Origin of the sequence: Leuconostoc rapi, assembly GCF_016908715.1 — a bacterium.
GTDB classification, from domain to species: Bacteria; Bacillota; Bacilli; order Lactobacillales; family Lactobacillaceae; genus Leuconostoc; species Leuconostoc rapi.
The window spans coordinates 56073-69485 of record NZ_JAFBEK010000007.1 but is presented as its reverse complement, the minus strand read 5'-3'; the positions used below and the strand labels follow the sequence as shown (position 1 = coordinate 69485).

The 13413-nt window shown below is 37.4% G+C and carries 12 protein-coding genes and 1 other annotated feature; of the genes, 1 reads left to right on the top strand and 11 read right to left on the bottom strand.

Annotated elements, in window-relative coordinates; all coding sequences use genetic code 11:
• Positions 1-287: 287 nt before the first annotated feature.
• The 5 genes from rarD to JOD28_RS07405 form a co-directional block, all read right to left on the bottom strand.
• On the bottom strand, positions 288-1181 hold the full coding sequence (rarD, locus tag JOD28_RS07425) for an EamA family transporter RarD (protein WP_204770191.1): 894 nt from the start codon (positions 1179-1181) through the stop codon (positions 288-290).
• A gap of 119 nt (positions 1182-1300) precedes the next feature.
• A complete protein-coding gene (locus JOD28_RS07420) occupies positions 1301-3073 on the bottom strand; it encodes an oleate hydratase (RefSeq protein WP_204770190.1) in 1773 nt (590 codons plus the stop codon).
• 308 nt (positions 3074-3381) lie between these two features.
• A complete protein-coding gene (locus tag JOD28_RS07415; protein ID WP_204770231.1) occupies positions 3382-3876 on the bottom strand; it encodes a PTS sugar transporter subunit IIA in 495 nt (164 codons plus the stop codon).
• A gap of 52 nt (positions 3877-3928) precedes the next feature.
• The gene (locus JOD28_RS07410) at positions 3929-5434 is read right to left on the bottom strand and encodes a glycoside hydrolase family 32 protein (protein ID WP_239531145.1); all 1506 of its coding nucleotides are present in this window, start codon (positions 5432-5434) and stop codon (positions 3929-3931) included.
• A gap of 19 nt (positions 5435-5453) precedes the next feature.
• A complete protein-coding gene (locus tag JOD28_RS07405) occupies positions 5454-6908 on the bottom strand; it encodes a PTS transporter subunit EIIC (RefSeq protein ID WP_204770229.1) in 1455 nt (484 codons plus the stop codon).
• A 142-nt stretch (positions 6909-7050) separates the two neighbouring features.
• Between JOD28_RS07405 and JOD28_RS07400 the strand changes: the two genes are divergently transcribed.
• The gene (locus JOD28_RS07400) at positions 7051-7896 is read left to right on the top strand and encodes an AraC family transcriptional regulator (RefSeq protein ID WP_204770189.1); all 846 of its coding nucleotides are present in this window, start codon (positions 7051-7053) and stop codon (positions 7894-7896) included.
• 158 nt (positions 7897-8054) lie between these two features.
• On the opposite strand, the gene JOD28_RS09880 is transcribed toward JOD28_RS07400, so the two are convergent.
• From JOD28_RS09880 to JOD28_RS07375, 6 genes are all read right to left on the bottom strand, one after another.
• The gene (locus JOD28_RS09880; protein WP_259650395.1) at positions 8055-8324 is read right to left on the bottom strand and encodes a type 2 periplasmic-binding domain-containing protein; all 270 of its coding nucleotides are present in this window, start codon (positions 8322-8324) and stop codon (positions 8055-8057) included.
• Positions 8321-8875: a transporter substrate-binding domain-containing protein gene (locus JOD28_RS07395; RefSeq protein ID WP_259650394.1), complete on the bottom strand. Its 555-nt coding sequence runs from the start codon at positions 8873-8875 to the stop codon at positions 8321-8323. The genes JOD28_RS09880 and JOD28_RS07395 overlap by 4 nt, the downstream gene beginning before the upstream one ends.
• An 11-nt stretch (positions 8876-8886) precedes the next feature.
• Positions 8887-10038 (bottom strand): trans-sulfuration enzyme family protein, encoded by a 1152-nt coding sequence (locus JOD28_RS07390; protein WP_204770188.1) that lies wholly within the window; start codon positions 10036-10038, stop codon positions 8887-8889.
• Between the two features lie 24 nt (positions 10039-10062).
• Complete coding sequence (locus JOD28_RS07385) at positions 10063-11229, bottom strand: amidohydrolase (RefSeq protein ID WP_204770187.1); 1167 nt, start codon at positions 11227-11229, stop codon at positions 10063-10065.
• A gap of 93 nt (positions 11230-11322) precedes the next feature.
• Positions 11323-12084, bottom strand: a complete 762-nt coding sequence (locus JOD28_RS07380) for a VOC family protein (protein ID WP_204770186.1) — start codon at positions 12082-12084, stop codon at positions 11323-11325.
• A gap of 65 nt (positions 12085-12149) precedes the next feature.
• Positions 12150-12989 (bottom strand): MetQ/NlpA family ABC transporter substrate-binding protein, encoded by an 840-nt coding sequence (locus JOD28_RS07375; RefSeq protein WP_204770185.1) that lies wholly within the window; start codon positions 12987-12989, stop codon positions 12150-12152.
• Between the two features lie 88 nt (positions 12990-13077).
• Positions 13078-13322: a binding site (T-box leader), on the bottom strand.
• Between the last annotated feature and the right edge of the window lie 91 nt (positions 13323-13413).

Genomic DNA, 13413 nt, shown 5'->3' with positions numbered 1-13413 from the left:
TACTATGGCTACAAACACACATTATTTAGTACCAATAAACTAAGCTTTAGTGTTAACCAGAAATTAATTAGTATTCTTTTTGTTACTATTATTATTTTGTCAGGCATATTTTTCATTAACTAATCTCTCTTGTCAGTAGATAGTATAAACTAAAGTATTTAATGGATAATGCCGCCAACAGCGCATCACTATTTGGCGAATCATTCGATGTCGTCTTGGCGATTATAAATCAGTCATACAACAATATCTTTACGATCAATAAAAAAGCATCAAAGCCTTAACGTATGTTAGGTTTTAATGCTTTTTTTCAATTTTCGAGCGCTATTAAGGCTACCGAAAATAAATACCAATATACCTGACCAAATGAATGCAAAAACAATCACTTTATGCCAATTAAATGCTTCATGTAACACGAATACTGCCATCAACAGTTGAATCGTGGGGTTCAAATACTGAATAAAACTTAGCGTAATGAAGTCAGTATTTTTGTTCGCCACAGCGAAAAGTAGTAACGGAATCACTGTTATAACACCGCTCATGATTAATAGTATGGTAATTCTTGACCCATCTTGCGTCATCACATGTGGCGATAATAATAAGTACACCAACGCTATTGGCGCGACAATAACTGTTTCTAATGCCAATGAAATCGTTGCAGGCAAAGGCACCTGTTTTTTGATCAAGCCATAAAAACAAAATGAAGCGGCCATTAACAAAGTATTCAATGGTAAGGATCCTGTTTGAATGGTTAAAATAATGACACCAATGACCACAAGAGTCAATGCGATTATTTTAGAACGAGAGAGTTTTTCATGTAAGAAAATCACCGCCACAGCCACATTCATGAGGGGCATGATATAGTAGGAGAGACTCGCCTCTGTTGCTTGCTCATGCGTTACCATAGTGATGTATAAAAACCAATTGATTGAAATCAAAAAGGCGCTTAGTATAATCCAACCAATTTTACGATTATGAATTAAGGTCACAATGACATGCCAGACCTCAGGCCAACTTTTTTGAACTGTGAGTACAAGGCTAATGGTAACAAGAGACCAAACAATGCGATAGGCTAATGTATCCATCGCCGGCACAACACTCAACAGTTCCCAAAACACGCCTAGTAATCCCCACATAAAATAGGCTGCAAATCCTGAAGTGATACCCAAACGTTTATTTTCCATAATCGTATGCCATCCCAAACTAAGATATAATCACTATCATACCATCGTCATGAAAAAAAGAAAATCAATAGACCATATATTCTATTAACACACGTAATGAAGTAATCTCTGACCGTCCATTACATCAAATGTGCGTCAACTAATAATTCTTCTAACCAAGTGCCTTTTATCTTTTTTAGACCAACTTTTTGGATTAGTTTAGGGATAGGCAAATTCATGTCACTGAGTACTTTTTTATCATTCATATAGTACATGGCGCGTAATAATTCACGGATATCATATATTGAATTAAAGACTTCAGGCACACCCCGTTCAACATCCAACAAGCTATACACTGCCTCCATTGCTGTTCTGACTGAATATTCTGTCGTAAATACGGTGTCCCGTGACGGTGATTCAGCAAAATTACCGATAAATGCTAAGTTAACCGCGCCATCAGGTACCACTTTAGGTCGATCCCCCATGGCACGAGGCATAAAGTAACTCGTAATAAATGGCATATAAACGGGTACTGTATTTATTGACTCCTGTTTTGCCAACTGCTTAATCTTACTATCTGGTACGCCCAAATGATATAAAAATTCTTGTGTTATCTCTTCGCCTGAACAGTCAACAATATTTTTCTTCACATAGTTACCAGCAACATCAGAATATAGGCCATAAATCCAAACAGTTGTTTCATTGGGTTTTTGTGTTTTAAAGTGTGGTTGGCGATGGACAGCGAAACTCATTAACCAGTTAGAGTCTGTAATAGTAACAATACCGCCGGTGTTTATTTTGCCATCGTGTAAATCGCGTTTAGTTAGTCGTTCAATATACGGATCAATTTCCGTGTTTTTAATTGTTGCGGTCGCTGACACAAACCAACTTTTATCTGGCAGATTTTTATAAAATACGCTTGGATGACCAAATTCATCAGACTGCGCAGCCAAATTTTCCCATAACTGCCATGAACCACCTGGTTCATTGGTAACCGAAGCAGGCTCAAAATGGCTGCCATAGGTTGTGCTTTCAGTAATGGACCCATTCGTAACAAAAACCAAGTCATCAGTGGTAAGTGACCATGTTTCATGTTCCCCACCAACAGTTAATTCGAGTGTTTTGGCAACTTTAGTCCCGTTATCAAAATCAACAATAATATTATCAACTGTCGTATCAAACATGACGTCAACACCGTGGTCAGTTAGATATTGCATTAGAGGTAATACCATCGAATCATATTGGTTATATTTATTAAATTTCAACGCTGAGAAATCTGGTAACCCATCGATATGATGGATAAAGCGCATGGCGTAACGACGCATCTCAACCGCTGAGTGCCATTTTTCGAAAGCAAACATGGTTGCCCAGTAAAGCCAAAAGTTGCTCTCAAAAAATTCATCTGAGAAATAGGCTTCAATGGTTTGTGTTCCGAGTTTGGATTCCGGTGTCATAATCAACTTAATAATTTCTTGAGATGACTTACCCAATGTGTAGTCGCCATCATCTGGCACACGATTGCCACGATCATAAATCAAGCGACAGTTTGAAGCATTGGGATCATCTTTGTCAAGCCAGTAATACTCGTCAAGATACGAAGCCCCAGGAATTTCAAGAGATGGAATAGAGCGATATAGATCCCACAAACATTCGAAATGATTTTCCATTTCACGACCACCACGCGTCACAAATCCTACATTGGGGCGCTGTATACCATCAAGTGAACCACCAGCCAATGGTAATTCTTCCAAAATATGAATGGCTTCACCTTTCATGTGACCATCACGTATCAGAAAAACAGCAGCAGCTAATCCTGCTAACCCCGAACCAACGATATACGCTGATTTTTGATCGACACCCTTAGGTTTACGTGGTGTTGCAAATGCTTCATAATTACCGTTACTATAATACATTGTGATCCCCTTTCTAATTGAAAACGCTTTCACTATACTTCTATTCTATCTTAAACAATAGTATAATGGCAATTTTTTAGTTTGCCCTCCCTCATTGCCGCACGAATGATAACTCGTCAAGTATCCAATTGGGAACAGGAACACAATCGTAAACACTTCACGGTAGAGGCAATATTAACAATGATTGAAACGTTTAATTGACACTGATTGTTTTGGTAGAGCCTTACAACATAAAACAGATACCCTTCTCCAACTCATCACTGCGCTTTAAAAGAATACCTGTTTTATTGTTTGACGCTGTAACAACACTACACTTTGACTGTTACTTCTCCAACTTTTTCGCCTACCTGATATAGAGCATCATTAGTGGTTACCGATTTTAATACAGCCATATTTGTGATAATTACCATTATTGTCGTTTCATATCCAGCACGCGCAATCTCTTCCAGATTCATTGTTCCTAGCCGTTGCCCACCATTCACAATATCTCCAACTCTAGCATCTATATCAAATGGGCTACCACCCATGTTCACAGTATCCAGACCTAAATGTAATAATATATCCAACCCATTCGCCATATGAATTCCTATTGCATGTTTCGTACCAGCAATCATCGTTATTTTCCCTGCTACTGGACTAACAATCAAACCTGCTTGATTCGGTTGAATGGCAAAACCATCCCCCATTGTTTTCTCCGAAAAGACTGGATCATTAACGTTATCCAAACTTAAAAATTCACCTTGTACCGGGCTATATAAATTATTGTCCTTTACTATTGCTTGCTTTTTTAAAAAACTAAACATATGCATAATCCTTTCTAGATTGATTTAGTATCATTTTCAATCGTATGCTATATTACAGTGACCACTTTTTACCAACAACTTTAGCCACACCATCTGTCGCCTCCAATAGAACATTATCTTGTGCGTCATCAGGAAAAATTCTAGCTGTAAAAACGAGTTCGCCATTGTTAACAAATATTTCAACAGAGGATCGGTCAATTAAAATATCTAATTGGACTACTGTTTCTATTGCCAAATGTTGTTCTCGTACATGACCATTTTCAATATTGAAAGGGACCCCTGAATTTGTTCTATCAAGTATAATTCGTTGCTGAACACGATCTAAAACCAAACGTGTACTTTTTTGATTGTCTTTACTTGCACACAAATACAAAATAACTTGTCTCGTATTTTCCATATGAACATCAACTTTTAATTCTTGGGCAAAGCCCCGACTAATCGTATGCGCAGTAGTAGTAACATCTAAATTAAGCGTTTGCGCATCATGACGTAACTCTTTGATCTCACGAACTGGATTTTGAATCAGTTTTCCATTGTGAATTGTTAGTTCTCGAGGAAAGACTAGTGCACCAGCATAATGATACGCTTCTGTAGGGTAACGTAACTCTGATACACCCATCCAAGCTGATAAAATACGCCGACCATCTGGCGATAAAGTTGTCTGAGAAGCATAAAAATCAAATCCTGAGTCTAGTTCTCGAAAATCACCATGATCAAATGCCAAGGTATCCAAATTTAAATGCTTACCAAGAAAATACCCTGTCTGATAAATGTTCTGATATTTGTCATCCTCTGCTTTAAGTCCCTGCGGCGACATCACTAACACACCTTGATCATCAATTTCAAAATAATCTGGGCATTCCCACATATACCCCAATTCATTGTATTTTGTTTTGACTTCACCTTTGAATTGCCAATTTTGCAAGTCTTGTGATTGATATATAACTGCTGCACCCGTTAAATTTTCCCTTTGAATACCAAGTATGGTAAAGTATGAATTTCCCGATTGCCAAATTTTAGGATCGCGAAAATGTGATGTATATCCCGTTGGTGATCCAATTATGAATGGCTTTTTGATTTTTCTAAATTCACCCGCTGGTGTCATTATTGCGCCGATTTGATATGGCACACGTTGCCATTTTGTATCCCAAGTATTGCCTGTGTATATCAAAAATAAATTGTTATCAACTACCAATCCACTTCCGGAATAGGCCCCATGACTATCAAAATAAGTGTCACTTTCTATACCTGGACCTAAATCTCGCCAATGCACTAAATCCTTTGAGACCATATGATACCAGCCATGGTGCCACATATGGGGCTCTTTTGTAAAGGCAAGTGGTGTCCATTGATAAAACAAATGGTATTCACCGTTAAAATAGGAAAATCCATTAGGATCATTTAATATGCCGGAATTTGGCTCAATATGATATTTTTCACGATACGGGCTTTCAGAAGCTAAACTTTCTTCCCTGCTTACGATCTTAGGATCGACATCAATTAAATTAGTTACCATGTTTTGAAACTGTATTTGTTTATTTCGCGCTATTTTAGGCAATTTTAATCTCCTTTACTCACTACTTAATAACAGTAGCAGTATGCCGTTTCTTAACAAATCCTGCGACTAATAACGTCACTATCAATCCCGCCACCATACCAATTAAATTGGCGATAAGATAGTTGACATAACCATTATTATTAGGTGAAGCAATAGCAATACCAGGTAAGCCTGTTGTTCCAAAACTGATAGCCGTTAGATTGGTCAAATACACATAGGCCGCCCCAATAGCACCGCCAAAACAGCCACCAATTAGTGGATATCGATATTTAATATTAATACCAAACAACGCTGGCTCGGAAATACCAAACAAAATTGAGAAAAAAGATGATAGGCCAATCTCTTTAGCCTTGGCGTCATGCCTATTCAAAAACATATAAGCTAGAACGCCGCCGCCTTGTCCCATCAATGCCACACTAAATAACGGATTCAAAAAATCAGTTCCCTTTGTTGCAATTAATTGCGCTTCAACTGCACCAAACATATTATGCAGTCCCGTAATAACAATAAGTTGCTGAATACCACCAAAAATCATGTAGCCTACAATACCAAATGTTGTTGACATCCAGACAAGTGAGTTAGTGACCAATGAGGATAGACTCATACCAATTGGACCTACAACCATAAATAAGATAAAACTTGAGCATAATATGGTCAGCATAGGTGCCAAGACAAATTGAATAACACCTGGTAAATGTTTTTGGAAATAGTTATCAATTTTAGCAATAATCCAACCCATGATCAACGCTACAATAATTTGACCACCAAAACTATATAACGATAATTGCCATCCAAAGATATCAGCAATAATAGCTTTTGAAGCGCCCGTACTAACATCACTTAAAGAAGGTAGGCTGGACGACATCATAACAGCCCCCATTGCAAGTCCCATAACCGGACGACCACCATAACGTTTCGTGGCAGAATATACAACTAGTAATGGTAATAGTGCAAAAATGCCACTAGAGCCGTAGCTAACTATCGTACTAATCCCTTTCAATCCAGGAATAGCAGTAACGAGAGATTGGTTTCCTATAATCTTTTGTGTCATCAGGTTATTTAACCCAATTAATATACCAGCTGCTAAAATTCCTGGTAATATTTCAGTAAATACACCTGTTAAATCATCAATAAAGTGCGATACCCAACTAACATTGTCTTTTTTATTCACATCTGATGCTATTTCAGTTTTTTGTGCCTGTAAATCTGTGATACCAGTGTATGAAATAAATTCATTAGTCACTTCATCTACTAGTCCTGGTCCAATAATTAATTGTAATTGATTTCTATTAATATTGACCCCTCCAACTAAATCCAATTCATCCAAGGCTTCTTTATCAACCTTACCTGTGTCCTTTAAATTTATTCGTAAACGTGTGGCACAGTGAAATGCTTCGATGGCATTCTCTTTACCACCAATAGATTTTAAGACGTCGTCAGAAAAGGCATCATATTGTTGCTTTTTATCTACCATCATTATTTTCCTTTCAAACCCTAATGCATATGCTATAATAACAATTAATTATGTCTTTATAGTATTCTAATGTAAGCGCTTTTACAATATCAAAATGTTGCATACTGTTATCAAAAAGATGATCTAGTATAAGGTGACTAAAATGAACAAATCATATGTATTCAATAATTCTCTCAGCAACCCATACCTCTACCTTTCCTCTGGCGGTGTAGATTTGGCTAAACCGGACCATCATTATGGACCTGGTGCACGTTCCGGATATATGCTTCATTTAATATTATCTGGAAAAGGCACTTTTATTAGTAACGGACAGGTATATCATTTACAAGCTGGCAACATGTTTTATTGTCAGCCAGGCGTTCTTGTTAATATGATTGCCGATCATACTGACCCTTGGACAACTATGTGGATTCGCTTTACGGGTGATTACGTTACGTTGCTGATGGACACGGTTGCATTAGTAGATGACAGTCCAGTATTTACAGTGACTCAAGCGCCCATTGTTAAGGATGAAATGGAAAACATTTTGAAAATGTCGCGTTTAGAGCACACACAGGATTTACATTATGCCTCACAACTAATCAGCCTAATAACCGCACTACGTGCAACGTTTAATCACAAGACGTCTATTAATGCGAATCCCAAAAAAATATTAATCTTAAAAGCAACACAATACATTCGAAACAATTACGACACACCAATCACAATCACTGATGTTGTTACTTATCTAGGCATTGATCGCACCTACTTATTTCGAATATTTAAAACTTATCTGCAGATCAGCCCCAAAGTATACTTAACAAACACACGACTACGTGCTGCTAAAGAAATGCTAATTAAGTCAGATACGTCAATCAAATTTATCGCATTATCCTGCGGTTATACGAGTTATGTTCATTTCTCAAAAGCATTTCGAAAACATGTTGGTGTGGCGCCATCACAATTTAAAAACGTGCACAGTAATTCATCCTCTAAACACAATTATTAATTGAATTGAAAGTATGAACACATAATTTTATGTCAAAATAAAAACGAAAACCTGCCATGCGCAGGTTTTCGTTTTTAATAGTTATTATCTGTTCGTTTAACGTCATATTTTTAAAAATTCAATCCACTTTAATCATTCAACGCACACCATCCCCTTAACTACTTTTGAGTTAAATCAGAACCAAAGTATTGAACTGATAACTTTTTGATCGTCCCATCATCACTCAATTGTTTTATGGCATGGTTAACTTGCTTTTGAAGTCCTTTGTTCTTTTGATTCAAAAGAGGGGCAATTTTTGCTGCTGGACTAGCCGAAGTCGGTACTTTAATGGCTTTTACAATTTTTGCGTCTTCAGGATTGTCTTTGATGTACGTTGCAAATGCACCTTCGTCATTGAAAGCCCCCTCTGCTCGCCCTTGCTTGATCAAATTGACTGTATTGGATTGGTAAACTCACTTGAAGCAATGGTCTTAGCGCCAAATTTCTTAGCAATGGTTTCATTATTTGTGCCAACACCTTCCGCTAATGTATGTCCCTTAACATCTTTATAGCTCTTTAATTCTTGATTATCATGTTTCACGACTAATACTTCTCTCGAATAAAGATAAGGCGTTGCAAACAAGTATTTTGCCTGACGCTCTGGTGTAATCGCAACATCGTTAAACACAACATCAAATTTGTTAGCACCGATACCAGCAATAAGTCCATCCCAAGCTGTTGGTACAAATTTGGCTTTCAAGCCTGCTTTTTCAGCGACTTTTTTAGCAAGGTCCACTTCAAATCCTTTGAGTTTACCGTCTTGGCGATATGAAAATGGCGCATATGTGCCCTCCAAGCCAATCGTCAATGTCCCTTTTTTGACAAGCGATGTTTTGTCGCCATTGTCTGCTTTTACTGCACGATTATGGTGTACGATGTAGCCACCACCAATGACCACAATAGCAGCAATAATTAACCCATAGATCCAATTCTTTTTCATGATGATTTCCTTTATTTCTGTATTTGAGCAAATGCTTGTTTTAAATCATTAATTAAGTCATCTGCTGACTCTAAACCAATCGCAATGCGAATCAATTCGTCTTTAATTCCAATTTTCAATCGCTCATCCCTAGGTATTTCAAAATGCGTCATCGTCGCAGGTAATTCAACAAGGCTCTCAACTGCACCTAAACTCACTGCAATTTTAAATAATTTCAGGCTATTAACAAACTTAATAGCATCATAACCTGCTTTAATCTCAAATGATAACACTGCGCCGAATCCTTTTGTCGTACGCGAAGCAATCTCAAAATCATCTGATTGTTGATTGACACTGGGATAATTAATCTTTGCCACCAAGTCATTTGATTTGAGATAGCTAATCACGCGATTCGTATTGTCAATCTGTCGATCAAGACGAACCGATAATGTCTGGATACCACGACGCACTAGGTTGGCTGTTTCTGGAGACAATGTACCGCCCAGTCTATTTTGAGCAAAATAGATGCGATTAGCTAGTGACTCACTGTTGACAACGACTAACCCAGCAATCACATCTGAATGACCACCTAAATATTTGGTAGCAGAATGAATCACGATGTCCGCGCCGAGTTGCAAAGGCTTTTGTAGATATGGTGTTAACAACGTATTGTCAACGATTTCTAAAATATGATGCGCCTTGGCAATGCGACTAATTGCTGCAACATCTGTCACACGTAATAAAGGATTTGAAAACGTTTCAAAATAAATAGCTTTCGTATTTGACTGTATGGCTTTTTTAACAGCCGCTAGATCTTGCGTATTAACTGCAGTTATTTCTAACCCCCAACGTTTAAAATAATCATTGAGTTGTGAGAAAGTCCCACCGTAAACCGTATCCCCAACTACTAGATGATCTCCTGGTTGAAAAATAGATAAAACACCATGTATCGCAGAAAGTCCTGAAGCAAATCCAAATCCTCTGTAGCCACTTTCTAACGTTTTGATTAACGCTTCTAAGGCTTCTCGGGTTGGATTACCCGACCTAGCATAGTCCCATTTTATGGGTGTCGTCGCATCATTGAATGCGAACGTTGATGAATTATATATCGGCGGGTTAATAGCCCCTGTATGGTTATCATTAACCACTGCACCATGTATTAACTCTGTGTTGAAATCGACCATTTTTAACCTCCAAAAATTTTATTTTTACAATGCCAAATTTATCGCATGCTGTTTCAATTCTTTCAATAAGCGAATGGCATTTTTTTCAAAAAACTGACTACCCGCAAGGACCACACCGTCATCTGACTTAAAATGATCATTATGTAAATCCACATTTTCCCCATTACCAATGTTGACATACACGCCAGGTACTGTGATTTGGTAACACGCAAAATCATCACTGCCTAAAGCAGGTTCTTGCTCATAGACAGGCGCAAATTTACTCGTTTCATCTTTTACAATGGCCGTTAACTCCGCATGGTTATTAACAGATGGATCACCCGCATACCAATCTATCTCCGCAGTTACTTGATGCGCCTTTGCCGTGTAGTTGACAACGTCAAGAAAACGTTTTTTTATGATTTCTCTTGATGATGAGCTAGCAGTTCGAACAGTGCCTTCAAAAAAAGCCTCCTCAGGTAAAATATTCCATGTGTTACCTGCATTGACATGAGTAATGCTCAAGACACCGGCCTCAAAAGCACTCAAGTTGCGACTAACTATTGATTGTAATGCATTGATTTCAGCTCCTAGGGCAACAATTGTATCATGTCCTTTTTCTGGTTTAGAAGCATGTGTCCCTAACCCTCGTAAGGTCACTTTAAATTTGTCAATTGCCCCATTGACAATGCCTGATCGAATACCAACGTCCCCAGTTACTTGATGTGGTGTATTGTGAAATCCTAAAATGGCATCAACATTTTGTAATTGACCATCCTGAATCACTTGCAAAGCGCCTTCTTTATCCTCTTCTGATAACTGGAAAATAAGTTTGACCGTACCTGCTAATTGCTTTTCTTGTTGCTTTAATAAGTAAGCTGCACCTAATAGCGCGGCTATATGCGTATCATGACCACATGCATGCATCACACCAGGTATTTTAGAACTAAATGCCACCCCGGAATTTTCCTGAATAGGTAAGGCATCAATATCTGCTCTCAAACCCACTACCGGACCTGACGATTCGCCAATTTCTGCAAAAACACCTGTCTTCAAATTAGTAGGCAAAATCTTTATACCCCAATCTTGCAAAATTGCTTTAATTTTAGCTGTTGTTCGCACTTCATTATCAGCAACTTCAGGATACTGATGAAAGTCGTGCCGATAAGCAATTAATTGTTTTTCTAATTCGCTTTTTGATAGTTTTGTCATGTTTCGCCCACCTCTCTTGCTTCTCAAATCTTTGCAATAATAACGTTAGTATTCATGATCCAATCCATTCGCAGATATTTTCATACCAAGTAATTAATCGAAAACCAACTGTGCTTCGCCTAAATTAATCGTCTGCTGATGATTGGCTCCAGAAAAATGAAGTGATATAAGATGATTTGCAGGTCCTGCTACGAATTCCAAAGTTCTTTCCCCGATCGGCACAATAAATTCCCCATGTTCCTCCGTGGCAACACGATCGATTAAGTTAGCCCATTGTTGTGAGACTTTCAACGGGTTATTCACCTCAAATACAGCCTTGACAACTTTTAAAGCGCCAATAGGATGTGTTTGTATTAGTTCTTGTTCTATTAATTGTTGTTCTCTGTCTTGATCTGATGTTTGCCAGTCAATAAAAAATGGATATGGTAGTCCGTCAATATCATCATTAATAAAAAAGATACGCCATGTTATCAATTTATTTTGCTCATTACGCCGTTTACCTTCTAAAATTGGCCCCACACCAATACCTGCTAGTTCTAAACGTTCCCTAACATTCTCTAGATCATTGGTTCGAAGAGCAATTGTATTGAATCGTTGCCTCTCCTGATTAAAATCCTGTACCGCATCATACACAGCGGTGGCAATATCATGATCAATTAAATTTGCTTTCTGCTGGTCGAAGACATTAATCAATTCAATGTAGTTAATACCGAAATATCCTAATGCATTGGCTGTTCCCCAGTTCTCGTGTTGACCACCTAATTTAAAAATAACGCCCTCATTGGCAAAAAAATCAATACTTTTTGCCAATTCCGGTACATTAATCATTGTGTGATCCCAATCTACTAATACCATACAATACTCTCCTAACATGATTTTCGTTCGTTAATTTTCCTTTTTACTGAGTACGCGACCTTCATTTACTTATGATCAGAAACCACCCAATAGTTATCTTTATTATGTGCTGCTAAATATTTTTGGAACGATTTCGACTGGTAGGCTTTCTTAACGTCAAGCGTCCATTGTTTATTAGCATTTTCTTTATTTATCACAGCAACTAACTGGTAATCACTACGAATATTTTCAGCCAATATTATTTTTCGTGTCGAAATTTTTGCGTTATAAGCAACGGAACCAGGCAAAATAATATAATCAAAATCTTTAATTGTACGTGGAATAGTTGACGAATCTAATTCTGTTATTTTTAAATGATACTTATTAGTCGCAATGTCTTGAGTTGTTGCATGAATCGCTACAGTCCCTGTTTTAAGTGTGATCCACCCAGCTTTGACAAGCAGATTATAGGCACGAGCTGCGTTAGCCGGATCGTTTGGAATGGCAATACGGTCACCAGAACTAATTGCGTTTAGTGATTTTTTATTTCCTGAATAAATACCTGTGGGAACTGTTGGTATCTTAGTCAATCCAACTAAATGTGCGTTTTTCTCCTGATTAAAATTATTAAGATAGGCAGTATGCTGATCAACGTTCAGATCAATTTGATTATCACTCAAAGCAATATCTGCATTGAGTAAATTACTAAACGATTTGTTGACAACATGGTAGCCCTGTTTTTCAAGAATGGGTTTTATCCCCTTGATAAATAATTCACTGTAAGGACCCGGAGAGCTGCCTAACTTAATCGTTTTTTTCGTGCCAGTCGTTGGCGAATTTGAAGATTTATTTGATAACAAGCCAACCACAGCTAGTATAATCAAGATAACAATCACGGTTAGTGTCACTGTTTTATTTTTTTTCATAGCAATTTACCTACTTACTTGATTTAATAATATTTTCAACATCAGAAAAACAAAAAAAGTCCCATATTTCTTGTAAAAAACACAAGAAATATGGGACGAAAAAGTCGCGTTACCACCCAAATTTTATAAAGTATTACTACTTTATACTTAACAGGTACGTCTGAAGAGATACCCTAACGCAGTAACGGGCGCACCCGAGTGGCATTTACTAGACAGCTCATACCACTATTCACTCCAAGACCATTTTCAAATTCATTGTAATGCTAACTTTCACCACGTATTAGCTCTCTTAAATTACGTATTAAATTTTACTTATCTTTTCAACGTTTTTAATCATTTTATTATATATCTATCATTTTATCTTGTCAATGATAAATAATTTTAATATTACTCACATGAATGAATATTGATCCTACTATCATAC